The organism is Chryseobacterium sp. T20 (assembly GCF_047345655.1).
Lineage (GTDB): Bacteria > Bacteroidota > Bacteroidia > Flavobacteriales > Weeksellaceae > Chryseobacterium.
Genome location: NZ_JBLFDU010000003.1, coordinates 104241 through 128028 on the forward strand (window position 1 = coordinate 104241; position 23788 = coordinate 128028).

The 23788-nt window shown below is 35.6% G+C and carries 22 protein-coding genes; 10 read left to right on the plus strand and 12 right to left on the minus strand.

All coding sequences use genetic code 11. The features are described from left to right. Positions 1 to 15: 15 nt before the first annotated feature. The 5 genes from rpsJ to ACMA47_RS09065 all read right to left on the minus strand — a co-directional run bounded on the left by rpsJ (position 16) and on the right by ACMA47_RS09065 (position 4819). The gene (gene rpsJ / locus ACMA47_RS09045) at positions 16 to 321 is read right to left on the minus strand and encodes a 30S ribosomal protein S10 (RefSeq protein ID WP_002661363.1); all 306 of its coding nucleotides are present in this window, start codon (positions 319 to 321) and stop codon (positions 16 to 18) included. Positions 322 to 337: 16 nt separating this feature from the next. Next, positions 338 to 2455 carry an elongation factor G gene (gene fusA / locus ACMA47_RS09050; protein ID WP_413929526.1) on the minus strand — a complete coding sequence of 706 codons (2118 nt, stop codon included), beginning with the start codon at positions 2453 to 2455 and terminating at the stop codon, positions 338 to 340. Between the two features lie 6 nt (positions 2456 to 2461). Continuing rightward, positions 2462 to 2938, minus strand: a complete 477-nt coding sequence (gene rpsG, locus ACMA47_RS09055) for a 30S ribosomal protein S7 (RefSeq protein WP_034694654.1) — start codon at positions 2936 to 2938, stop codon at positions 2462 to 2464. Positions 2939 to 2961: 23 nt separating this feature from the next. Beyond that, the gene (rpsL, locus tag ACMA47_RS09060; RefSeq protein ID WP_002983146.1) at positions 2962 to 3375 is read right to left on the minus strand and encodes a 30S ribosomal protein S12; all 414 of its coding nucleotides are present in this window, start codon (positions 3373 to 3375) and stop codon (positions 2962 to 2964) included. Between the two features lie 313 nt (positions 3376 to 3688). Continuing rightward, on the minus strand, positions 3689 to 4819 hold the full coding sequence (locus tag ACMA47_RS09065) for a hypothetical protein (RefSeq protein ID WP_413929527.1): 1131 nt from the start codon (positions 4817 to 4819) through the stop codon (positions 3689 to 3691). Positions 4820 to 5054: 235 nt separating this feature from the next. Here ACMA47_RS09065 and ACMA47_RS09070 point away from each other — a divergent pair, with 235 nt between their 5' ends. Then, positions 5055 to 5531 carry a Dps family protein gene (locus ACMA47_RS09070; protein WP_034694650.1) on the plus strand — a complete coding sequence of 159 codons (477 nt, stop codon included), beginning with the start codon at positions 5055 to 5057 and terminating at the stop codon, positions 5529 to 5531. A 2-nt stretch (positions 5532 to 5533) separates the two neighbouring features. Here ACMA47_RS09070 and ACMA47_RS09075 read toward each other — a convergent pair whose 3' ends face one another. After that, on the minus strand, positions 5534 to 6307 hold the full coding sequence (locus ACMA47_RS09075; protein ID WP_413929528.1) for a hypothetical protein: 774 nt from the start codon (positions 6305 to 6307) through the stop codon (positions 5534 to 5536). 1065 nt (positions 6308 to 7372) lie between these two features. Between ACMA47_RS09075 and pncB the strand changes: the two genes are divergently transcribed. Both pncB and ACMA47_RS09085 read left to right on the plus strand, forming a co-directional pair. Then, a complete protein-coding gene (gene pncB / locus ACMA47_RS09080; protein ID WP_413929529.1) occupies positions 7373 to 8551 on the plus strand; it encodes a nicotinate phosphoribosyltransferase in 1179 nt (392 codons plus the stop codon). Between the two features lie 124 nt (positions 8552 to 8675). Next, positions 8676 to 9146 (plus strand): YciI family protein, encoded by a 471-nt coding sequence (locus ACMA47_RS09085; RefSeq protein ID WP_413929530.1) that lies wholly within the window; start codon positions 8676 to 8678, stop codon positions 9144 to 9146. Positions 9147 to 9181: 35 nt separating this feature from the next. Here ACMA47_RS09085 and ACMA47_RS09090 read toward each other — a convergent pair whose 3' ends face one another. Beyond that, positions 9182 to 9349, minus strand: coding sequence for a bacteriocin-like protein (locus ACMA47_RS09090; RefSeq protein ID WP_413929531.1), 168 nt, complete (start codon positions 9347 to 9349; stop codon positions 9182 to 9184). A gap of 255 nt (positions 9350 to 9604) precedes the next feature. On the opposite strand from ACMA47_RS09090, the gene ACMA47_RS09095 reads away from it, so the two are divergent. The 3 genes from ACMA47_RS09095 to ACMA47_RS09105 all read left to right on the plus strand — a co-directional run bounded on the left by ACMA47_RS09095 (position 9605) and on the right by ACMA47_RS09105 (position 11629). Continuing rightward, positions 9605 to 9859, plus strand: a complete 255-nt coding sequence (locus ACMA47_RS09095; RefSeq protein ID WP_413929532.1) for a hypothetical protein — start codon at positions 9605 to 9607, stop codon at positions 9857 to 9859. Between the two features lie 72 nt (positions 9860 to 9931). Beyond that, complete coding sequence (locus ACMA47_RS09100) at positions 9932 to 10687, plus strand: DUF5995 family protein (protein WP_413929533.1); 756 nt, start codon at positions 9932 to 9934, stop codon at positions 10685 to 10687. Positions 10688 to 10747: 60 nt separating this feature from the next. Beyond that, positions 10748 to 11629: a DUF4062 domain-containing protein gene (locus ACMA47_RS09105; RefSeq protein WP_413929534.1), complete on the plus strand. Its 882-nt coding sequence runs from the start codon at positions 10748 to 10750 to the stop codon at positions 11627 to 11629. Positions 11630 to 11693: 64 nt separating this feature from the next. Here the strand turns inward: ACMA47_RS09105 and ACMA47_RS09110 are convergent, their stop codons facing one another. The 5 genes from ACMA47_RS09110 to ACMA47_RS09130 all read right to left on the minus strand — a co-directional run bounded on the left by ACMA47_RS09110 (position 11694) and on the right by ACMA47_RS09130 (position 19373). After that, on the minus strand, positions 11694 to 14792 hold the full coding sequence (locus ACMA47_RS09110) for an efflux RND transporter permease subunit (protein WP_413929535.1): 3099 nt from the start codon (positions 14790 to 14792) through the stop codon (positions 11694 to 11696). Next, positions 14792 to 15907, minus strand: coding sequence for an efflux RND transporter periplasmic adaptor subunit (locus tag ACMA47_RS09115; RefSeq protein WP_413929536.1), 1116 nt, complete (start codon positions 15905 to 15907; stop codon positions 14792 to 14794). The genes ACMA47_RS09110 and ACMA47_RS09115 overlap by 1 nt, the downstream gene beginning before the upstream one ends. A 3-nt stretch (positions 15908 to 15910) precedes the next feature. After that, positions 15911 to 17185, minus strand: coding sequence for a TolC family protein (locus ACMA47_RS09120; RefSeq protein ID WP_413929537.1), 1275 nt, complete (start codon positions 17183 to 17185; stop codon positions 15911 to 15913). A 146-nt stretch (positions 17186 to 17331) separates the two neighbouring features. Continuing rightward, positions 17332 to 18696, minus strand: a complete 1365-nt coding sequence (locus tag ACMA47_RS09125) for an ATP-binding protein (protein ID WP_413929538.1) — start codon at positions 18694 to 18696, stop codon at positions 17332 to 17334. A 2-nt stretch (positions 18697 to 18698) separates the two neighbouring features. Then, positions 18699 to 19373, minus strand: a complete 675-nt coding sequence (locus ACMA47_RS09130) for a response regulator transcription factor (protein ID WP_413929539.1) — start codon at positions 19371 to 19373, stop codon at positions 18699 to 18701. 222 nt (positions 19374 to 19595) lie between these two features. Here ACMA47_RS09130 and rmuC point away from each other — a divergent pair, with 222 nt between their 5' ends. From rmuC to ACMA47_RS09150, 4 genes are all read left to right on the plus strand, one after another. After that, positions 19596 to 21101, plus strand: coding sequence for a DNA recombination protein RmuC (gene rmuC / locus ACMA47_RS09135; protein ID WP_413929540.1), 1506 nt, complete (start codon positions 19596 to 19598; stop codon positions 21099 to 21101). A 12-nt stretch (positions 21102 to 21113) separates the two neighbouring features. Beyond that, positions 21114 to 21953 (plus strand): LytTR family transcriptional regulator DNA-binding domain-containing protein, encoded by an 840-nt coding sequence (locus tag ACMA47_RS09140; protein ID WP_413929541.1) that lies wholly within the window; start codon positions 21114 to 21116, stop codon positions 21951 to 21953. A 90-nt stretch (positions 21954 to 22043) separates the two neighbouring features. Further along, positions 22044 to 22835 carry a type II CAAX prenyl endopeptidase Rce1 family protein gene (locus tag ACMA47_RS09145; protein WP_413929542.1) on the plus strand — a complete coding sequence of 264 codons (792 nt, stop codon included), beginning with the start codon at positions 22044 to 22046 and terminating at the stop codon, positions 22833 to 22835. Between the two features lie 20 nt (positions 22836 to 22855). Further along, positions 22856 to 23623, plus strand: a complete 768-nt coding sequence (locus ACMA47_RS09150) for a TrmH family RNA methyltransferase (protein ID WP_413929543.1) — start codon at positions 22856 to 22858, stop codon at positions 23621 to 23623. The last annotated feature ends 165 nt before the right edge of the window (positions 23624 to 23788 follow it).

The window sequence follows — 23788 nt, forward strand, 5'->3', positions numbered from 1 at the left end:
CAAAGTATGCATTTATCACACTTTAATTTCAACGTCTACACCTGAAGGAAGTTCTAATTTCATTAGAGCATCAACAGTTTTAGAAGAAGAAGAGTAGATATCCATTAGTCTCTTGTGAGCTGATAATTGGAACTGCTCTCTTGCTTTCTTGTTTACGTGCGGAGATCTCAACACTGTGAAGATTCTCTTATTCGTTGGCAATGGAATTGGACCGTTTACAACAGCACCAGTAGCCTTTACCGTTTTTACGATTTTCTCAGCAGACTTGTCTACCAAGTTGTAATCGTAAGATTTTAGTTTTATTCTGATTCTTTGTGACATTTCTTTAATTTAAAAATTAACCTTTTGCTTTAGCTATGATTTCTTCAGCAACGTTTTGTGGAGTAGCTTGGTACTTCTCTAATTCCATAGAAGAAGTAGCTCTTCCTGATGAAAGTGTTCTTAGAGTAGTTACGTATCCAAACATTTCAGAAAGTGGAACAGAACCTTTGATTACAACAGCACCGTTTTTCTCTTCCTGACCACTGATAGTACCTCTTCTTTTGTTAAGGTCACCAATGATGTTACCCATATATTCTTCCGGAGTTACAACTTCCAGTTTCATAATAGGCTCCATAATTACTGGCTTAGCAGCACGTCCCGCTTCTTTAAATCCTAATTTAGCAGCCATTTCAAATGAAAGAGCATCAGAATCCACCGCGTGGAAAGATCCATCTTTAAGAGTAACTTTAATACCTTCAACTTCGAAACCAGCCAAAGGACCGTTCTTCATTGCAGCTTTAAATCCTTTTTCAATTGCAGGAACAAATTCTCTAGGAACGTTACCACCTTTGATCTCATTGATGAATTCTAAACCAATTTTACCTTCGTCTGCAGGTCCTAGTTCAAATACAATGTCAGCAAATTTACCTTTACCACCAGATTGTTTTTTGTAAACTTCTCTGTGTTGAGCAACTTTTGTTAAGTTTTCTTTGTACTCTACCTGAGGTTGTCCTTGGTTTACTTCAACTTTGAACTCTCTCTTCATACGGTCAACAATGATATCTAAGTGAAGCTCACCCATACCAGAGATAATCGTTTGTCCAGAAGCTTCGTCAGTTCTAACAGTAAACGTAGGATCTTCTTCAGCCAATTTAGCTAAAGCGTTACCCATTTTATCCTGGTCAGCTTTAGTTTTAGGCTCAACAGCGATACCAATTACCGGATCAGGGAAAACCATAGATTCAAGAATGATCGGGTTTTTCTCATCACACATCGTATCACCAGTTTTGATAGACTTGAATCCAACTGCTGCACCAATATCTCCAGCTTCAATATATTCTACTGGATTTTGCTTGTTAGCGTGCATCTGATAGATTCTAGAGATTCTTTCTTTATCACCTGAACGAGTGTTCAAGATATAAGAACCTGCATCCAGTCTTCCAGAGTAAGCTCTGAAGAATGCTAATCTTCCCACGAACGGGTCAGTAGCAATCTTAAATGCTAATGCAGAGAAAGGCTCATCTACAGATGGTTTTCTTGTGATCTCAGCGTCTGTTCTTGGATCAGTACCTTTGATATCATCTTTATCCAATGGAGAAGGAAGGTATTTACATACTGCATCCAACATAAACTGTACTCCTTTATTCTTGAATGAAGAACCACAAGTCATTGGGATAATAGATAAATCGATAGTAGCAGCTCTCAATGCAGCATTGATTTCTTCTTCTGTAATTGAATCCGGATCTTCGAAGAATTTCTCCATCAAAGTTTCGTCATATTCAGAAACAGCTTCTACTAGTTTCTCTCTATATTCAAGAACTTCATCTTTCATATCTTCAGGAATTGGCACTACTTCGAAAGTAGCTCCTTGTCCTGCTTCATCCCAGATGATCGCTCTGTTTTTAATTAAGTCAACAACACCTTTGAAATCTTCTTCAGCACCGATTGGTAAAACGATTGGAACTGCATTAGATCCTAACATTTCTTTAACCTGGTTTACCACGTTAAGGAAGTCAGCACCTTGTCTGTCCATTTTGTTTACGAATCCCATTCTTGCAACTTTGTAGTTGTCAGCAAGTCTCCAGTTTGTTTCAGACTGAGGCTCTACTCCATCTACTGCAGAGAATAAGAATACCAATCCATCCAATACTCTTAAAGATCTGTTTACCTCTACTGTGAAGTCAACGTGTCCCGGTGTATCAATGATGTTGAAGTGGTAAGGCTTAGTATCAGCTAGAGGTTTTCCTTGATCTGTTGGAAAGTTCCAAGAACAAGTGGTCGCTGCAGAAGTAATAGTAATACCTCTTTCTGCTTCCTGCTCCATCCAGTCCATTGTAGAAGCACCATCGTGAACTTCTCCAATTTTGTGGTTTACCCCTGTATAGAATAGAATCCTTTCTGTAGTGGTAGTCTTACCTGCATCAATGTGAGCAGCGATACCAATATTTCTTGTAAATTTAAGATCTCTTCCCATTTCAGATTAGAATTTGAAGTGTGAGAAAGCTTTGTTAGCTTCCGCCATTTTGTGAGTATCAGATTTCTTTTTGAAAGCAGCACCTTCTTCTCTTGAAGCAGCTACAACTTCGTTAGCTAATTTCAAAGCCATAGACTTATCATTTCTAGCTTTAGAATATTTGATTAACCATTTCATTGCCATAGAAATCTTTCTATCAGCTCTGATTGGCATAGGGATTTGGAAGTTAGCTCCACCTACTCTTCTAGAACGTACTTCTACGTGAGGCATTACATTTGTAAGTGCATCTTTCCAGATTTCAAGTGCAGTTTTTTCGTTATCTCCTTTTTTAGTTTCTACGATCTCTAATGCATCATAGAAAATTTTGAATGCGATTGACTTCTTACCGTCAAGCATTAAGTTGTTTACGAATCTCGTTACCAATTGATCATTAAATTTCGGATCTGGTAACAACGGTCTTTTTTTCGCTTTTGTCTTTCTCATTGCTTTTGTACCTTATTTAATGATTATTTTTTCTTTCCTTTTGCAGGAGCAGCAGCTGCTTGTCCTGGTTTAGGTCTCTTAGCTCCGTACTTAGATCTTCTCTGAGTTCTTCCATTTACACCAGCGGTGTCTAATGCACCTCTTACGATGTGGTAACGTACTCCCGGTAGGTCTTTCACCCTTCCGCCTCTAACCAATACTATCGAGTGCTCCTGAAGATTGTGTCCTTCGCCCGGGATATAGGCGTTAACTTCTTTACCGTTAGAAAGTCTTACCCTTGCTACTTTTCTAAGTGCAGAGTTAGGTTTCTTAGGTGTAGTTGTATATACTCTCGTACATACACCACGTCTTTGTGGACAAGAATCTAGGGCAGCCGATTTGCTCTTCTTGGCAAGCGTGGCTCTTCCTTTTCTTACTAATTGTTGAATAGTAGGCATTTAATTGCTTTTTATTTTAGGGTGCAAAAATAGTAATATTTTTTTAATCTGCAAACTCTTATATAAAAATTAAAATCAAATACTTACATCGGAAATGAAACACATTTCATGAGTATCAATATAGAAGTACAATATACATGCGGAAAACAAGCAGGAAGAAATGGATTTTACATCCTAAAAAATGAGTATTAAATAATTATGAAATTTATCGACTCCGGATTTTCAATATTTTTTTCTTTTAAAATAAATTCCGGATATCAGATCTGATGTATTTAGAAATGTTCTTATCCTTATGATGATTTCAAATTTAATTCTACATAAGATAGTTTTGAATCCATTCAATCATGGTATCATGCTGAAGATGTAAGAGAATCAGTACATAAAAAACACCGGAAAAAATAAGATAAGAAGATTTTATCGGGTTATTATTGAATGATATCATTCCGGAATCATTTGTTTTTAACAGCGATGTAAACACAATAAATAATAATGTGGAGTAAATATAATTCCATCTCATCCAGTCAATTCCAAGATAATATAAAGGAGCAACCCAAAGAAGGCAGATCATATTACAGAAAAGGTAGTTATAGAATGATTCTTTTTTAAACAGATAAATATAAAGTCCTATCTGAAATATCATAACAAGGAGCTCAATAGCATGAACCAGAAATGATAATTTGTACTGAAGAACATAGTTAAAATCAAAATAATATTCCAGATCAAAAATATTCTCTTTCTGAAAAACCACTCCTCTGCTTTTCAGGATCGATAAACTTTCTCCCTGGTTCACATTTCCACCCAAAAAATAGATCAGACCAATACTGGCAAAAGCAGCTGCGGTTATAGACAGGAAGTATTTAATATTAATTTTCTGCCATTTGGAATAATTAATCCATAATAAAAAGGGAAAGAAAAAAAATCCGGCCTCGTGTATGAAAAGAAAAATGATATACAAAATCCATAATAACGCATCATTAAGCTTAGATCTTTTTGCAAAAGAATACCAAAGCATTATAATAATCAATATGATTTCTCTTCTGCCAGCATTTCTCACAGTCAATGCAGGAAATAAAAGAATATAAGGTGAGGCCATGATGCTCAGATAAAAAAGGTCAACCTTATATTTTTTCAGGTATAAAAGCGTCCCGTACAGAATTCCCGACAGCCCCACGATCTGAAGAATAAAGATCTGAAATTGTAATTTCAATCCCGTTATATCCTGTATATAAAAAAATACGTCTCCCAAAAGGCCTCTTCTTTTGAAACCGCCATCTGTATAATTGATCAGCCAATCAGAAATAGTCCAGGCTGAAAACGGTTCTTCAGCTTTCAGATATAATGCGATAAAAACACCAATATAAATCAGTACAATTCCAATACTGAAATATTTTACCAGTGATCTTTCTTTATTTTCAGGGATATTGATAAGGGTATCAAAAAGCATAATAGTCTGTAATTTCTGAGGTCTGTTTTAAATAAGCACAATATTAATACTTCCAAACTATATTTAAAAACTTTCTTATAGTTATGATCTATTAATAATCAGTGGAATTCGGCACGATATTTCGTAAATTTGAGATATACAAAATGATAAACTATCAATCACATCAAAAAAGCTTCCTCCCATACTTAATGGAAGCAGTGATTGTATCTAACCTTAAAAAAATAAATATATACATATGAAAAATGCTAGTATCATTGGCCTTAAAGAAGCCGATTGCAAAAAGATTTCAGAAAAATTAAACATTTTATTGGCTAACTATTCTGTATTCTATCAGAACACAAGAGGTTCTCACTGGAACATTAAAGGAGAACAGTTTTTTACCCTTCATCCGAAGTTTGAGGAATTGTATAACAGCCTTGTATTAAAGATTGACGAAATTGCAGAAAGAATCCTTACGTTAGGAGCTACGCCTGCTCATAACTATTCAGATTACTTAAAGGTAGCAACCATTAAGGAAAGCAAAGAAGTAACTGATGGTACCAAAAGTGTTGAGCAGATTCTAAGCTCATTCAAAGTGGTGATTGATCTGCAGAGAGAACTTTTGGATATTACAGATGAAGCAGGAGATGAAGGTACCAACTCGCAAATGAGCGACTATATTACCGAGCAGGAGAAAGAAGTTTGGATGTATAACTCTTATCTTGGGAAGTAATTCTATTTAAACTCTTTTAAACTTTTTCTTAAATAAGGTATGTCATTTTTTGTAACAGCATAAAAATTGACATACCTTATATGAGGATTTCTAAAATCACTCATTTTCCATTTTCCAACCAAAACCCAATCTTTGGGAATTTGATTTACAAACCATTCCGGATAGATTACAGCAATTCGCGCATTTTTTCGGTAACTTAATTCTCCCATAAAATATGAAAAATCATTACCATCAGGGTTTTTATATTTATATTTTGCAACATCCGTACTTCCCAATCCATACATATCTAAAACTTCAATATTTGTAAAATAGGTGATTGCGCCAATATCATTGGCTACAATTGTTTCAGAATAATAATACTTTTTTAAAAACTGTGCGAGCTTATATTGATTGTAGTAAAGATTTTTAGAATCAGTATATAAAACCGGATGATACCAATACATTTTGAATAGTCCAAAAACTACCGAGTAGCCTACAAATAAAAAAGCAAAAAGTTTAGGAATAGAGAAACCTGAAGTTTTAAAATAAAAATCACAAATTTTAACTCCAATAAAAAGATAGGCAATCATCAAATAATTTTCATATCTAAATGTCATTATTCCAAAAATGAGCTGCCCGTAAGAAGTAAGCAAAATGATGATTGGCAATGCTTCCATTTCAAGAACTCTTTGAAGTTTTGCATTTCTATATCTGGAAAAAGCATATGTTAAATAAAATATACTGAAAGGAAACAAATATTTGATATAATCCACATCCAAAAACTTGCTTTTCAACATTGTTATACAACTTTCTACATCTGAAACATGAAAATTACTTTTGACAAGTACTGAATTTGGAAAAAATAAACCTCCCATAAGAAGAGAATACAATCCATACATTATGATAGGGAAAAAACCGACAAAACCAATCAACAAGCCCTGTCTAAATTTTTTCTGACCTACAAAAACAAAAATAACGGCAGAAATGAAGAACACACTTTCAAATCTTACTGCTCCGAGAAAAAAAATGACTATTAATAAATAGGAGAAAGCCTTCAAATCTCCTGAAACTAATTTATTATAAAAAATAAAAAACAGAACTATGAGGAATATATGGATAGTATGCTCCATTCCTAATATAGAGGAAAGATAAATCATTGCTAATGGCTGCAACAGAAGAACAAAAAAAAGTGCAAACTTCTTTCCGTATTGAAGGACAATAAAATTGGCTGCGTAAAAACTTGTTAAAACCCCAAACGTAAGATTAATCAACAAAGGATAATAAGATGAATCCCCAAAAACTTTTATTAAAAGGCTCAAAAAGAAACTATACAATATAGATGAAGATGCGGGATCAAATGAATTGGAGTTGATAGAAAATAAAAATTGATCAGCTATATTTTTTGCTACCTCCAAATGAATATAAACATCATCAACAGGGTAAAAATAGCCTACACCCTTTGGCAAAGAAAGAATCTCCGAAACTAAGTAAAAAAAATAGCCTAATAGAAAAACAAAAACACTTATAAACCCGTATTTTTTCATTTTACTGCCTAAATAAATATGGAGAACAAAAGTAAATTATTAAATTTTATTACAAAAAAAAGTCTGCATTACCTTTTAACTCAATACCCGACAAAGATTTTCATAACAATACTATGCAGAATACCGTTATAAATTATACTTAGGTCAAACTCTCAAATACGCAACTATATTACCAAGAAGGAAAAACAAGTTTGGATGTAGAATTCCGATCCTGGAAAGTAACTCCATCAAAAAGCATGGAAATATTTCCAAAAAATCGCCTTACATTTAGGGGATATTATTTTTTATTTTTATATTTGCGTTAAAATTACACATATTATGAACGACGTCAGATTAAACTCTATCCTTGATAATGATTTCTATAAAATAACCATGCAGAATGCTGTGGTAAAGCTATTTCCTGGTTCTATTGTAAAATATGAATTTATCAACAGAGGAAAGCACCACTTCCCGGAAGGATTTGACGCTGCTTTAAGAGAAGCTGTGAATAAAATGGCTGAACTTAAGCTTACGAAGGACGAGAAAAAATTCATGGCAAGAACATGTCCTTATATAGATCTACCCTATCTTGATTTTTTAGAAGGCTACCATTATGACCCATCTGAAGTAAAAATCCATCAGGAAGGAGGTGATCTTTCCGTTATTGTGGAAGGACTTTGGTACAGAACCATTCTTTGGGAAGTTCCACTACTTGCATTAATCAGTGAGCTGCATTACGAGATGAACCACATGGAAAGGGATTCCAACGAAATGGTGATGAGCAAAACAATCGAAAAGGCTGACTCATTGGGAAGACTTGGAGTAACATTTGCAGAATTCGGAACGAGAAGAAGACACTCTTACAAGGTACAGAATCTTGTAATGGAAGCTTTAACTCAGAAAAAAGAATCTACATTTATCGGAAGTTCAAATGTTCATTTTGCTATGAAGTACGGCGTAAAACCAATCGGAACGCATGCTCACGAATGGTTTATGTTCCACGCAGCTGAATATGGATTCAAAATGGCCAATGAAATGGCCCTTGAACACTGGGTAGATGTTTACAGAGGTGATCTTGGAGTGGCCTTGTCTGATACTTATACTACCGATGTTTTCTTCCAACAGTTCGACAAAAAATTTGCGAAGCTTTTCGATGGGGTTCGCCATGACAGTGGTGACGCTTTGGAATTTGCAGATAAAACCATTGCCCACTATCAAAGAAACGGGATTAATCCTATGTTTAAATATATTATTTTTTCTGATGCTTTAAATCTTGAAAAAGTAGAGGAAATCACCAATTACTGCAGAGGAAAAATTGGCATCTCATTCGGAATCGGAACCAACCTTACCAATGATGTAGGATTGAAACCAATGAATATCGTTATGAAACTGATCGGTGTACAGGCTCCCAATAAAGAATGGATTCCTACGGTAAAACTTTCCGATGAGCATGGTAAATATACCGGAGATCCAAAGATGATTGAATTGGCAAAAGAATTTTTACGAATTAAAGATTAATAACCTCATCAGAACAATTAGATATAAACCTCGAAGTCATCGAGGTTTTTGTTTTATATCATCACTTAAAATTCAGTTTTCAAAAATCTATAAGGATTTATTATATTTATCAAAATAAAACAAGATGAAATCAAGAACATTACTACTTGCAGGTCTTCTCCTATCAGCATTTTCTTTTGCTCAGGAAAAGAAAGCAGAAAAGCCTAAATATAACCAGGAACTGGCTACTTCTTTAGGAGCTGACAAATATGGAATGAAGCCTTATACGATTGTCATGCTGACAACAGGTTCTGCTAAAATTGAAGACAAAGCCAAAATGGGCGAACTCATGAAAGGTCATATGGCTAATATCGGGAAACTGGCAGATGAAGGCAAAATTGTTGTTGCCGGGCCATTCCTTGAAAAGAATAAGGAAAACTACCGCGGCATGTTTATTTTCAACACCAAATCTAAGGAAGAAGCTGAACAATGGGTAAAAACCGATCCAGCGGTTCAGGCTGGTGTTTTCAGCTATGAAATTTTCCCTTGGTATGGTTCAGCAGCGTTACCTTTGTATCTGAAGCATCACGATGAGATCTCAAAAGAAAATCCTTAATAAATAAGAAATCCCTCAGTTGAGGGATTTTTTTCTTAATCAAAACAGATATATGGTTTTCTTGGTGGATAACAGCAGTAAGGATTGCTGCAGAATATGTACCCTGCCTGACAGCCTCCATCTACAGGTGCTTCACAAGCTAATGCTGCACCACCCAAAACAGTTTTTAACTCTTTTCTGTTTAAGCTTTTTAAATTTTTCATGATTAATTTAGTTTAATTTGATTTCCTACTCTTTAAGATTTTCGGATTCCTCTTTATTATTTCTCTTTACCTGGAAATAAATATACAATTTATTTTTTAATCCACTACATTTCAAATAATTATTACGAAAATATTAAACTACGTTTCTTGTTTTGATGAATTAATTTAATTATTTTAGCTTATCAGCAACTCAACTCACTCTATTAATTGTGAGCGGGTTACAACAAACCAATACCATAATTAAAAATTAAACTCATGAAAAAATTAAACATTACAAAACTTTCAAGAACAGAGCTGAAAGATGTATTCGGAGGAACACTGTATCCAGCGGAATGTCCCGGAGGATGCCATGGTGAAGGAATGATCAGATGTCCTGACGGCACTACCACAATGACTAACTTTATATGCATGGGAGGAACTTGTCAACCGGCAGCCATGTGCAAACAACTGGTTCTTGAGCCTTTTCCTGATCCGATTATCATCACTGATCCGATAACCATCACCCCATAATCAGAATGAACAATACATAAAGTGAGCTTTCCGGCTCACTTTTTTATTATCTTTAAGTAAACAAAAACCATCATGAAAACCATTGAGGAAGTTCTGAAAAAACTGGATGAAATTATTATCTGGTGTAAGGAAAACAAGAGTCCCGCAGGATATTTTGCCTGTACTTACCGGATCATGACCGCACAGGTTCTGAAAGGAATTCAGCAGAAAAAATTTGAAGATAATCCCAGAATGACATTACTTGATATTGCTTTTGCACAAAGGTATCTTCAGGCATGGGAAAGCTACAGCAAAGGAGAAAGATGCACCAATTCCTGGTATACCGCTTTTGAAGCTACTAAAAACAAGAATCTTTTGATATTGCAGCATATATTCCTTGGGATGAATGCACACATCAATCTTGATCTCGGTGTTTCGGCTGCTTCTATTATGCCTTACCGGAAAATAAATCCTTTAAAAAAAGATTTTGAGAACATTAATAATGTCATCGCTTCCATTAATCAGAACGTACAGGATTCTTTAAACAAAATCTGTTATCCTGTGAATCTTGTAGACAAACTCTCTAATGGAAAAGATAATGCTGTATTGGATTTTGCTATTTCCAAAGCAAGAGATACTTCCTGGGCAACAGCAGTCATCGCTTCCAACACCCCGAATTTCCTGAGAGAATCTGTGATTGGGATTGTTGATTACGCAGCCGCTAAAGTTGCTACCCAAATTCTGAACCCGAAGATCCTCACTCCTTCTCTTTTAAAAGAACTAAAAAAATGTGAAAGCAGCGATGTAGTAAAGAATATTGAGATTTTAGAATCTACAAAGAACTCTTAAACTTATTCAAATATGGTTTCCCATAAAGTAAAACCAACTATATACCATAATTTCGAACCTATGAAAGAAAAAAAATTACAGGTTTTTGTATCCTCAACATTTACAGATTTAATTGAAGAACGCCAAGCAGCAGTTGAAGCAATACTTTCTTCAGGAAATATTCCCGCAGGTATGGAATTATTTACTGCAGCTGATGAAAGTCAAATGACAATTATAAAAAGATGGATAGATGAAAGTGATGTTTATATGTTAATCCTCGGCGGAAGATATGGTAGTATCGAAATGACCAGCGGAAAAAGTTACACGCAACTTGAATATGAATATGCAGTAGAACAAAACAAACCACTTTTTGCAGTCGTATTATCAGAAAATTTCATTGATAGGAAGGTATCTAAAACTGGTAAAGCTGTACTAGAATCAGAAAACAATAAGGAACTAGGTCAATTTAAGAAACTAGTAATGTCAAAAATGATTAAGTATTGTGATGATAATAAAGATATTAAAATTGCAATTCACGAAACATTATCAGACTTTAGTTATAGAAAAGAGTTGATAGGTTGGATTAGAGGGGATAATGCTGTAAATACAAGTTTACTTGCAGATGAGATAGCTAGATTAACAAAAGAAAATAATGAATTAAGAAATGCTTTACCAAACAAACAAGAAACATTATATAATGGACTAAACTACACTGAATTAAAGAAGCTTTTAACAGGAGAACCTATAGAGTATGAGACTTGCACTAACCTTTTTGATTACATATATTCCAATGGAGCTAATTTAGTTCGCAATATAAAGCCCAACAACTCTATTATCAGAGACATCTTTAGCAAACTGAGAGAATACAAAATCATTCAATATAAGATAGAAAATGCTAGTTATTCTTATACCGATGATGGCCACAAGTTTTATTTGAAAGCTTTATTAGAAGAAGAGAATTAAAAACAAAAAAAGGCCGGGATCTTCCTCACGGATCCCGGCCTCATAATGAACAAAATAAAAGAAACTATATTGCTTCCTTATGCTTTTTACGGTAGGCATAATGGAAAATGATAGGTAATATTGTAAATGACAGCAGCATACAGACGATCAGCCCGCCTACAATCATAATGGCTAAAGGTTTCTGAATCTCCGACCCCATTCCGTTTGACATCGCTGCCGGAAGAAGTCCCATGGATCCCATCAGGGCAATCATTACTACCGGACGGATTCTGCTTTTCACTCCTTCTGCTATGGATTCTTTGAGGGACATCCTGTTTTGCAGATTCTCTTTCATCACTCCGATCAGAACGATACCATCAATGGTGGCCACTCCGAAAAGAATAATAAAACCGATTCCTGCTGAAATTCCGAAGATGGTTCCCGTAAACCAAAGGGATAAAAACCCTCCGATAAACGCAAATGCTAATGTAATAGACGAAATCAGAGTGTCTTTGATGTTTCCGAAGTTGAAATACAACAGCATCAGAATAAGAACTAAAGAAATCGGTACTACCATAGCCAGCTGTTTTGCAGCTCTTTCTTTACTTTCAAATTCTCCGGCCCACGTCATTTTATGATTCTTCGGAAGCTTTACTTCCTTATCTACTTTGGCTTTGGCTTCCTGAATGGTACTTCCTAAATCACGCCCTTCAATATTGAATCCAACTCCGATATATCTGCTGTTTCCTTCACGGTAAATAAATGATGGTCCGGTATGATAATCAATGGTTGCAATTTCTTTCAGCGGAACTTTTTTATTGTCCTGAGTCGGGATGAGAATGTTCCCCATCTTTTCAGGAGTATCTCTGTAATCTTTTTCGAACCTAAGCATTACGTCAAACATTCTTTCTTCTTCATAAAACTTGGTGGCAGCCTGTCCTCCGATGGTCATTTCGATAACTGCCTGGGCATCTGCTGTGGACACTCCATATTTTGCCATTTTAGAATCGTGAAGCTGTATTCTCAGTTCCGGTAATCCGATATTCTTAAAAACATTCACATCCGATATTCCCGGAACGGTTCTGATGGAGTTAGCTACTTTATTGGCATAATTTTCAAGTTCGAAAAGATCATTTCCAAAAATCTTAATCACCAGCGGAGCTTTCACTCCTGCTACATATTCTTCCACATTATCCTGAATCGGCTGGCTGAATCCAAAATTGATACCCGGAAATCTCTCAAGGGAAACTCTCATTTCTTCAAGGAGTTCTTCTTTGGATATTTTTTTCTTCCATTCATTTTCCGGCTTCAGCTGAATATTGAATTCGATATTAAAAAATCCGGTAGGATCTGTCCCGTCATTAGGTCGACCTGTCTGGGTCATGACAAATTTTACTTCATCATACTTCATGAGAATCTCTTTCATCTCTTTAGTCAATCGTACAGATTCATCCAGATTAACACTGTTGGGAAGGGTTGCTCTTACGTAGATGGCTCCTTCGTTCAGTTTGGGTAAAAATTCAGATCCGTAATTGGAGAATCTCCATCCACAAACAGCAAGCAAAGCAATGAAACCAATGATAAATCCTTTTTTATGACGATCACTGAATTCATAGATTCTATAAATATTAACTCTGAAGAATCTTGAAATAAAGTTTTCTTTCTCTTCAATATTTTTAGTCAATAACAGTTTACACATTGCCGGAACATAAGTCAAGCTTAAGATCAGTGATCCCAATAATGCATACCCAAGTGTAAATGCTAATGGTGAGAACATTTTTCCTTCCACTTTCTGGAAAGAGAAAATCGGCATCAGCGCAACAATCAGAATCAACAGGGCAAAGAAAATATAACTTGCTACACTTCCTGCGCTTTTCTTGATGATTCCCAGTTTTGAAATTTTATTGAATCTCCGCAGTCCAATCTTTTTCGCTTTAAGTTCGAGGGCGACAAAGACATGCTCTACAATAACCAGTGTTCCTTCCAGAAGCAATCCAAAGTCGAGCGCTCCCATGGAAATCAGGTTGGCTGGCAGACCCTGAATTTTCAACATAATAATAGCAAACAGGAAAGCCAGAGGAATCACTGACGCTACAATAAAAGTGGTTCTCCAGTTGTAAAGGAAAATAAACACAATGATGGAAACCAGAATAACTCCTTCAATAAGGTTTTTGGAAACCGTATGAACCGTTGTATTCACAAGTTCTGTACGGTCAATGATCGGAACAATCTGAACATCACCGGGAAGTTCTCCCCCATTCAGTTCTTCTATTCTGTCTTTCAGTCTTGCAATGACTTCACTTGGGTTTTCACCACGAAGCATGATCACAATTCCTTCTACAACATCATTGTCTTTGTTGTATCCTACCTGTCCTAATCTCGGTTTCGCAGAAACTTTTACTTCTGCTACGTGTTTCACCAGAATAGGCGTAGAACCTTTGACCTCGATCTGAATATTCTCAATATCTTCTTTTTTCTCCAAAAGACCAATCCCCCGCACTACATAAGCCTGATCACCTTTTGCCACTACATCTCCTCCTACATTGATATTACTCTTCGAAACCGCTTCATATACATCCAGGGGGGAAAGGTCGTAATTGTGTAATTCGGTAGGGTTAATTTTTATTTCATAGGTTTTCTCTTCTCCACCAAAGCTTACCACATCAGCCACTCCGGGAACGGCAAGCAATTCTCTTTCCACCACCCAATCCTGAATAGCGGTTACTTCTTTGATGGGAAGTTTACTCTTGATTATATATCTGTAAATTTCACCGGTAGCTCCGGAAGGAGGCTCAATACTGTATTCTGCTCCTGCAGGAAGTTCTACATTTCCGAGTTTATTGGAAGCATATTGCTGTGCATAAAAATCATTCACATGATCATCAAAAATAACTGTCACCACAGACAATCCGAATAAGGAAATAGAACGCACCGAAGTTTTATTCGGGATCGCATTCATTTCTTTGGAAATGGGTAAGGTGACGAACTTTTCTATTTCTTCAGCACTTCTTCCCGGCCACTGGGTAATGACTCTCACCCTTGTATTGGTAACATCCGGAAATGCTTCAATGGGCGTATGCATATAGGAATAGATTCCTCCGGCCAGCAAAAGAAAAGTTCCCAAAAGAACAATCAGTGAGTTTTTTAAAGAGAAGGAAACTATATTCTGTACAAATTTTCGCATTACTTCGTGGAGGTATTTAATTGGTTTTTCAGGTTCTCATAAATCAATAGTCCGTTGGAAGCAATCACATTTTCACCTGGTTTTAAATTGCCTTCTACATAAATATACTGGCTGTTGGAAGCAATCTCTGTTACGGGTCTGATCTCAAGTTCACAGTCTTTTTTATACACCACTACATAGCTTTGGTTGTTATCAAAGATTAATGCTTTCGCAGGAATAGCCAATGCGCTTTTATTTTGTGAATTTACTGGCAATACAACATCTGCAGACATTCCCGGTCTCAGCTTCATCCCGTTATTACCCATAATGATTTTAGCTTTAAGCACTCTTTCATTTTCATTAAAAACTTGAGAAATATTGTTGATTTTCCCTGAAAAGCTGTCATCAGGATAAGCAAGCGTTTTGACCACTACGGGTTGGTCTACATAGACATGTCTCATGTTGGTAGCATATACATTGGCCATTACCCATACTTTATCCAGATTGGAAATGGTAAACAATTGATCTCCTCCTGCAGTAACAGGCATTCCTTTAGAAATATTTTTTGAAATAACATATCCGTCTGCCGGAGCTTTTATCTGAATGGTATTTCCTCCCGCTGAATACAGCTGCATATTTTTCTGCGTCTTGGAAATATTGGATTGCAGTATAGCTACTTCAGAACGCGCTTCCTGCAAATCTTTCTGAGAGGCAATATCATCTTTATACATGGCTTCTACGGAAGACAGTTTTCTTTTCGCAACTGCCAGCTGAGCCTGCAAAGTTTGAGTATCATCCTGCATTTCGTTCACAGCTGTACTTTTTACACTTGCCAACGTTTGTCCTTTTTTCACATAATCACCAAGTGAGAAATAGGTGTCTATGACTACTCCGTCCACAAGGCTTACGAAAGGAACTGTTTTATCAGAATTGCTTTCCACTTCTCCGGTAAGCGTAATACTTTCTTCTATGGGAAGCAGTTCTGCTTTGGCCAGTTTAATATCTTTTTTAAGTTCTTTGCTGATGCAATAACTTTTTTCAGCTTCTTTATTTTCCTGTTTTCCGGCACAGCCTGTAAAAATGATGAGGGCAGACAGATAAGCTGCAGCAGTGTATTTAGTAATATTTTTGTTCATATCTTATAAATCTTGTCCTACAACATACTGCAGGTTTTCGTAGTATTGATTCAATTCTTTTTTAGTGTCCAGGATGATCATTTTATTTCCGATGTAGGTATCCAGAAAATCCATGTACTCCAGCATACTGATATTTCTTAGTCTGAAGTTTTTCTCATGGCTTACCAGCAAACCATCCAGTGTAGATTCGTAATTGTCATCGATCTCTTCTGAAACCTGCTGTGTTCTGATATAATTTCTAAAGACAGAAACAATTTCGTTCTCAGATTTCAACATGTTTTTGCGGGTTTCCAGTTTGCTTTTCTCAATCTCAAGCCTTGCTTCCTGGATATTCCCTTTATTACGGTCGAAAATGGGAAGATCCATAGAAACACCTAATCCTATAAAGTCTTTCATAATATTTCCTCCACGGTCATATCCTATAGAAACCGCAACATCAGGAGTTTTCATGGCATTTTGAATTTCCAGATTTTTAGCCGCGTGTTTCTCTTTATTTTTCGAAATCATAATATCAGGGCGGTTTTCTTTTGCCTTGTCTATCCATTGGTTCACTTCCAACTCAGAAAGCTGTTTTTCAGGTATGACAAATGAATCTGTTATCACCAGATAAGATTGAGAAGGCAGCATCAATAAGGCTTTAAGCTCGACCTGCTGATCTTCGATTTCCTGTTTTAATGAAATCAGCTTCTTCTTGAATTCAATTTCCTGTGCTTTTAAGCGGACGTACTCAGCTTTACTGATATTCCCGAGGTTTAATTGATTATTATAGGATTTTGTTAATTTCTCAATGGAGGCAATTTGCCCCTGATAGATTTTCTGCTGTTCCTGATTGTAAAGAACTTCGGTAATGGTATTTCTGAGGGTCTTTTTAAGCTCACGCAGAACTTCCTGCAATTCATACTTCTCTCCTTCCACTTCTATTTTCTGGAGCTCAATATTTTTTCGCCTTTTACCCGCAGTTTGAATCACCTGTTCTATCTCAGCAGAAATCTGAGTACTTTTTCCCCAGTTTCCAATCAATGCCGGCTGTTCTTCTATGTCATAAGTTCTCCATAGATTGACTTCGCTGATACTTAATGTAGGATTAGGCCAGTATTTAGCCTGAACGGCTCTTGCTTCGGCTTGTGAAATTTCAAGTTTTTGGGCAATGAGGTCCAGATTTTTAGCCAAAAAGATAGTCTCAGCTTCCTTTCTGCCAATTTTCAGGGTATCTGAAATCTGCGCTGAAAAGAAACTGAAACAATGAATATAAAATAGTGTAAAAAATAGCTTCTTCAAGGTCTCTTATTTTAAGACCACAAAGCTATTTGTCTAATATTAGAGGAAATTGTAAAGAAAATTAAAATTCGGTTAGTTCAACATTAGAGTTTGATTAGAACTATTTAAAAACACGAAAAACACAAATATTTTCACAAATAACACGATTATGAATGGGCAGGAAATTCAAGAAGAACACTGGTCCCAACATTCACAGCAGAATCAATTTTCATTATAATATGATGATGATCAAAAATGCTTTTTGAAAGAGACAAGCCAATTCCACTGCCTTTCACAGTATCTACATTTTTTCCTCTGTAGAAAGTCTCAGATATTTTCACAAGATCGTCAGCCGGAATACCTCTTCCTTCATCTTTGACCTCAATATACAGCTGATTGCCCTTTTCTGATAAGGTAATCACTACAGGTTTATCAAAGGAATATTTGATCGCATTTTCTACAATATTGTACAATGCGAGATATAACAACGTTTCATTTCCGGGAAATTCCAGCAAAGCAGGTTTCGTTACCTGAAGCTGTATTTTAATGGATGAATGGTTTTCTTTTGCTTTTGGTTCTAATTTCTCATAAATCTTCCAGATCAGCTCATCCACTCTCATAGGTTTGTGAGAAGACTCAAGCTTTGTCATTCCGGACATCAGTAAAAGATTGTTGAGAATATTTTCAATCTCATACACGTTTTCCAATGACTCTTTGGCCACTTTCTTATATTCTTCCGGTGTACGGTCTTTTTGGGCAAAGACTTCAAGATTCCCGGAAATCGCAGCTAAAGGTGTTTTAAATTCATGGGAAACATAATTGATAAAGTTCTGCTGTAGGAGCACATTTTCAGAGATTCTGCCCAGCAGTTTATTATAGGACTTTATCAGATCTTCAATCTCGTCATTGGTATTGGTAGAAGTAATAATTGCCGTAGAAATGTTATTATACTCCACTTTATTGATCCGTTCTACTACGTTGGAGATAGGTTTATAAACCACTTTAGAAAGATATCTGCTCAGAAAATAGATTGCCAAAAGCCCAATTACCAATACGGAAAGCATGATAATAGCCAATCTCAGGATCTGCGACTGAAAAGAATCGTTGGAAGATTTCACGAAAACCACAAAATCTCCCTGATTATCCGGATAAAAAATTCCGTAGTAGAATTGATTATCAGACATAAACTGTATTCCTTTGTTATTTCGGACAGCCTGTAAATGAGAAGATTTTATATTCTTATCATTCAGATTGTGTCCAAAAGTCACTTCATTATTCTGATTATAAACCGCTACCCTGTTATTCTGAATCAGGTGATTGTATTCTTTTTTGATTTGGGCATGACGGTCTTTCGGGAGTTCATCCTTTTCGAGATAATAAATAGCAGAGATAAGAGCCGTATTTCTTAGCTTTTCAAAATAAAAAATCTTGGTACTGTCATAATACGCAAAGAATATCACCGCAGATGTGATGATAGAAACAATGCCGAATGACAGGCTTGAAATAAGGGTAAATCTGTTTCTGAGTGTCATTTTCAGTCTTTGATCAAATATCCGGTTCCTTTTACCGTATGAATAATTTTCTGTTCTGTCTCGTCAATCTTGTTACGGACATAGGAAATATAAACATCCACTACATTCGTTGTATTATCAAAATCAATTCCCCATACTTTATGTAAAATCTGGGTTCTGCTCAGTACTTTATTTTTATTCTCCATCAGAAAAGTAAACAGTTTGTATTCCGTAGGGGAAAATTCTATTTCCTTGTCATTCTGGGTTACTTTATGAAGATCAGTATCAATCACAATATTTCCGCATGATAAATATTGATCCTCCTTTTGGTAACTCAGTTTATTTCTTCTGGTTAAAGCTTTAATCCTTGAAATCAGTTCTTCAAAATGGAAGGGTTTGGATAAATAATCATCAGCACCCATATCGAGCATTTTGATTTTATCATCAGGACTGTTCAGGGCACTTAGAACCAAAATCGGGGTATAGTTTCCTTTAAATCTGATAATCTGTGTAAGTTGCATTCCGTCTAATCCGGGAAGCATGATATCCATTAAAATAATATCAAAATCATAGGTATGAAGAAGCTCGCGCGCCTTTTCACCGGAATCTGCAAGAGTCGTATTATAGCCAGCCTCAGAAAGGCCTTTAATCAGAAAATTGCTGATTCTTTGATCATCTTCTACCAACAAAATATTCATAAGTCTCTGAAATTTCCCATAAATATAAGTATTCTTGTTCAGAAAGGAAGCTGGAGGCTGGAAGAGAGAGGTAATATAATTTTATAAAACAATGGTCTCCCATTTTATTCAGCTTTTAAAAATATTGAAATTAATTTTAAAAAATAGTCAGCTCTTTTCTGCAAAGAAGTAACTTCCAGCATCCCTCTTCCTTCTTCCAGCCTTTTTTCATAATTTTGAAACATGGAGATGATATATTTAATTATTGGATTGATTGCCGGTGGTGTACTGGGCGCTGTGATATTATATTTTGCCTTGAAATCATCAATGGTTTCAAGAAGTTCTTATGATGCACTGAACACCTTATCTATTAGAAATCAATCTGATCTTGAAAATTCAAACCTGAAAATTCAGGAACTTCATCAGAATATCAATAAAGAAAAAGAAGCCAATATGCTGCAACAGGATCTGCTGGATGACCTGAAAAATGAATTTTCTAAAATATCTGCCGAATATTCATCTTTAAATCTTCAGTTTCAGGAATTGAAACAAGTCAATCAGAGACAGACTTCTCAGATAGAAACTCATATTCTTGAAAAACAGACTCTTTTTGCTAAAAACTCTGAACTTTCTGCCAAAAATGAAGGTCTTCAACAATCTCTTGACACCCAGAAAGAAGAAATTGTTAAGATTCAGGAAGATTCTAAACTTCAGTTTGAAAACCTTGCCAATAAGATTTTAGAAGAAAAAACTGAAAAGTTTACTGCCTTAAATCAAAATAACTTAAAAAATATCCTTGAACCTTTTCAGGAGAAAATCGCGGATTTAAAAAATAAAGTCAACGAAGCCTACGAAAAGGAAAATAAAGAGCGTTTCTCTCTGGCTGAAAAAGTAAAGGAACTGGCAGAACTGAACCAGCAGATTTCCGAAGATGCCAAAAAACTGACCCGTGCCCTGAAAGGAGAAAGCAAAACCCAAGGGAACTGGGGTGAGATGATTCTGGAAAGCATTCTTGAAAAATCAGGATTGGTAAAAGGAAGAGAATATTTCCTGGAACATGAATTGCGTGATGAAGACAATAAAGCTTTATTCTCAGAATTCTCCGGAAAGAAAATGCGACCTGATGCTGTTGTAAAATACCCTGACGAAAGGAATGTCATCATAGATTCCAAAGTATCTCTTACCGCTTTCACAGAATTGGTAGATGAAACCGATGCTGATGTTTACGCCATAAAACTGAGCCAACACCTTGGATCTATCAAAAACCATATTAATCAACTCAGTCAAAAAGCATACGATGACTATGGAAAATCATTGGATTTTGTGATGATGTTTATTCCAAGTGAACCGGCTTATATTGCGGCAATGCAGGCAGACCAGAATCTTTGGAACTATGCTTATGAAAGAAGAATTCTTCTGCTTAACCCAAGCAACCTGATCACTTCTCTTAAGCTGATTGCTGATCTATGGAAACGCGAATATCAAAACAAGAATTCTATTGAAATTGCTGATCGTGGAGCCAGACTTTATGACAAATTCGTAGGTTTTGTAGAAAATCTGGAAAAAGTAGGCCGAAATCTGGATCAGGCGAAAAATGTATTCAATGATGCTTACAAGCAGCTTCATACCGGAAATGACAACCTGGTGATCCAGACTCAGAAATTGAAGTCATTAGGAATTAAAAATAAAAAAGACCTGCCTCAAAGTCTTATCGACAACGGCAATTTTATTGAACCAGCAGAAAGCTAAATCCCGGATTTTATGTTTTCATTTACAGCATATCCATACCCAAAGTCTGAATCTTTCAAGGAAATTTTCATTTCTTCATTGGGAGCAGGAGTTGCTGTCTATTTGTTTCTGATTATTTTTCAACCTTTTGGAACGGAAAACTTTCAACATCCTTACAAGTTTTTACTACTTTTCCCCTATTGCATTATTTTTGGAATGGCATTTTTTATTGCTAATCTTATGACTTCCCGTTTCAGCAACTGGAATATTGGTTCAGAGCTCCTAAAAATAACTTTCATTCTATGTATGGGTTCTGTTCTATCCTACTTTTACAATTCATTATTCTTGAGCCATGTAAAGCTGGATATAGTCAATTACTTTTATATGTTCCTGTATACTTTGGCTGTCGGAATTCCTATTTCTATCATCTATATTTTATCACGGTACATCTATTTAAAGAATATTCATGAAAAGAAAGCCCGCGATATTTCTCAACATCTTCCCGTTTCGGCTTCTGAACAACGACAAAATCTGTTAAAAATAACGGCACAAAATACAGAACTTATCATCAATGAGAACGATTTCCTATTCGTTCAGTCCATGGAAAACTATTGTACATTCTACTTTTTAGAGAACAACAGCTTACAAAAAGCATTGATCAGAATAAGTTTAGCCAATGCTTTACAACAAATCGAAACAGGTTCTGTCAAAAAATGTCACCGTTCTTATATTGTCAACCTTGGAAGGGTAAAAAAACTCAAAGGAAATGCTCAGGGTTATAAATTAATTCTTCCGGAAATTGATTTTGAAATTCCTGTTTCAAGAAGTTTCATTCCTTCAATTATTCCTCAGTTACAGCAGCAAAATCTATAAATTTTGTCATTCGTCACTATTCTTTGTCATTCATCACATTAACTTGAAAACATTGATTTAAAGCTACATTTTTGCTCAAAATTAACAGTTATGAGTAAAAACATCCGCTTCTTTTTCATCTTTATTCTAGGGTTTACAGCCTATTACTTCTTCGATTTTCTCTTTTTTAAAACCATACAGACTTTCTCAAAAGATTTGTTTCACAGTAAAGCAATAGCCCATATAATTGCTTATTCGGTAACATTAATTCCATTGATAGTCACATTAAAAATTCTGTTACCTCTAAGAAATATCCTTGATTTGTTCTCATTAAACAAACCCATTACCATAGGATTTATGTTAGCATTTACCGGAACCATTCCTATGCTCATTGGATACCTGGTTCATTTTAAAACAATCTCTAAAATAAATTTTGAATCCCTATTTATCAATACTCTTTCATCAGCATTTTTTGAGGAGATTATTTTCAGAGCTTTTCTTATTGGAATACTATACCGTTTTACCAGACTCGGATTTTTATCCTCTGCATTATCAGGGTCATTGCTGTTTGCACAGGTACATTTGTATCAAAGTCAGAACTTAGTAGAACTTACCGAAATATTTACCATTACATTTTTAGGATCAATATTTTTCGCCTGGGCATATTTTGAATCGGAATACAACTTATGGACCGCCATTTCCCTTCATTTTTTTATGAATCTGTACTGGGAAATCTTTAATGTATCAGAAAACGTTTCCGGGAATTTCTATGGAAACCTCTATAAATTCCTATCCATAGTTGTCCTGATCTTAGTGGTCATCCATTTTAAAAGGAAAAATAAAACTCCAATGGAGGTTACATGGAAAAACCTTTTTATCAAAACCAGAGAAGTTCAATCATAAATTTTGCATAATTTTGCAGCATGTTGATAGAAAGTTTTCAAAACGATAAAATAAAAAATGTCACTAAGCTCCTTACTGACAACAGGTTTCGTAAAAAATCAAAGGTCTTTGTCGTAGAAGGCCAGCAGGAAAATGAAAGAGCCATGCAGTATGATTTTGAGCCGCTGGAGTTCTTTATCTCTGAAAATATCTTTAAAGGAACACTTCCCAATGGAAAAATCCATTATGTAAGTGAAAAAGTCTATGAAAAAATAGCTTATAGAGGAAGTTCTGAAGGAATTATCGGCATCTACCAGGCAAAAGAAACTCCACTTTCGACCTTTGTTCCTAAAAAAGATTCTACGGTAATTATTGTTGAAGGCGTAGAAAAGCCAGGAAATCTTGGTGCTATTTTAAGAAGTTGTGAAGCTTTTGGAGTCGATGCACTGATTGTTGCTGATGGAAAAACTGATTTCTACAACCCTAATGTGATCAGATCCAGTGTTGGCTGTCTTTTCGGAATGGAAGTCTATCAGGCTGAAAATGAAGAAACATTGGAATTCCTGCAGAAAAACAGTTTCAATATTTACACTACGCTTATGGATGAAAGTGCTGAAGACCTTTATAAGAGAGATTTCAGACAGCGTTCTGCGGTATTATTCGGTACAGAACATTCCGGATTGAGTGATTTCTGGATTGGAAAAGGAAAAAACACCTTAATTCCTATGGCTGGAAGTATTGATTCTTTGAATCTGAGTAATGCAGTAGCTATTACCTGCTATGAATCTTTGAAACAGAAGAAAGGATAGATACTGGTTGAGTCTTATTTCTACGACTCTTAGTTGCTATTATTAATCTAAGTTAGGGTTAAGGGGTGTACAAGAAGCTGGAAGAAGGAGGCTGGAGGTGACTGTTAGTCTTATAATTCCTGGCAGTAATTGTAAAATGAATGAAATTACCCTTAAACAAAAATG

Bases quoted from the DNA above. Each gene is read 5' to 3' on its own strand.
- rpsJ (WP_002661363.1), bottom strand. From the start codon at position 321: ATGTCACAAAGAATCAGAATAAAACTAAAATCTTACGATTACAACTTG.
- fusA (WP_413929526.1), bottom strand. From the start codon at position 2,455: ATGGGAAGAGATCTTAAATTTACAAGAAATATTGGTATCGCTGCTCAC.
- rpsG (WP_034694654.1), bottom strand. From the start codon at position 2,938: ATGAGAAAGACAAAAGCGAAAAAAAGACCGTTGTTACCAGATCCGAAA.
- rpsL (WP_002983146.1), bottom strand. From the start codon at position 3,375: ATGCCTACTATTCAACAATTAGTAAGAAAAGGAAGAGCCACGCTTGCC.
- ACMA47_RS09065 (WP_413929527.1), bottom strand. From the start codon at position 4,819: ATGCTTTTTGATACCCTTATCAATATCCCTGAAAATAAAGAAAGATCA.
- ACMA47_RS09070 (WP_034694650.1), top strand. From the start codon at position 5,055: ATGAAAAATGCTAGTATCATTGGCCTTAAAGAAGCCGATTGCAAAAAG.
- ACMA47_RS09075 (WP_413929528.1), bottom strand. From the start codon at position 6,307: ATGTTGAAAAGCAAGTTTTTGGATGTGGATTATATCAAATATTTGTTT.
- pncB (WP_413929529.1), top strand. From the start codon at position 7,373: ATGAACGACGTCAGATTAAACTCTATCCTTGATAATGATTTCTATAAA.
- ACMA47_RS09085 (WP_413929530.1), top strand. From the start codon at position 8,676: ATGAAATCAAGAACATTACTACTTGCAGGTCTTCTCCTATCAGCATTT.
- ACMA47_RS09090 (WP_413929531.1), bottom strand. From the start codon at position 9,349: ATGAAAAATTTAAAAAGCTTAAACAGAAAAGAGTTAAAAACTGTTTTG.
- ACMA47_RS09095 (WP_413929532.1), top strand. From the start codon at position 9,605: ATGAAAAAATTAAACATTACAAAACTTTCAAGAACAGAGCTGAAAGAT.
- ACMA47_RS09100 (WP_413929533.1), top strand. From the start codon at position 9,932: ATGAAAACCATTGAGGAAGTTCTGAAAAAACTGGATGAAATTATTATC.
- ACMA47_RS09105 (WP_413929534.1), top strand. From the start codon at position 10,748: ATGAAAGAAAAAAAATTACAGGTTTTTGTATCCTCAACATTTACAGAT.
- ACMA47_RS09110 (WP_413929535.1), bottom strand. From the start codon at position 14,792: ATGCGAAAATTTGTACAGAATATAGTTTCCTTCTCTTTAAAAAACTCA.
- ACMA47_RS09115 (WP_413929536.1), bottom strand. From the start codon at position 15,907: ATGAACAAAAATATTACTAAATACACTGCTGCAGCTTATCTGTCTGCC.
- ACMA47_RS09125 (WP_413929538.1), bottom strand. From the start codon at position 18,696: ATGACACTCAGAAACAGATTTACCCTTATTTCAAGCCTGTCATTCGGC.
- ACMA47_RS09130 (WP_413929539.1), bottom strand. From the start codon at position 19,373: ATGAATATTTTGTTGGTAGAAGATGATCAAAGAATCAGCAATTTTCTG.
- rmuC (WP_413929540.1), top strand. From the start codon at position 19,596: ATGGAGATGATATATTTAATTATTGGATTGATTGCCGGTGGTGTACTG.
- ACMA47_RS09140 (WP_413929541.1), top strand. From the start codon at position 21,114: ATGTTTTCATTTACAGCATATCCATACCCAAAGTCTGAATCTTTCAAG.
- ACMA47_RS09145 (WP_413929542.1), top strand. From the start codon at position 22,044: ATGAGTAAAAACATCCGCTTCTTTTTCATCTTTATTCTAGGGTTTACA.
- ACMA47_RS09150 (WP_413929543.1), top strand. From the start codon at position 22,856: ATGTTGATAGAAAGTTTTCAAAACGATAAAATAAAAAATGTCACTAAG.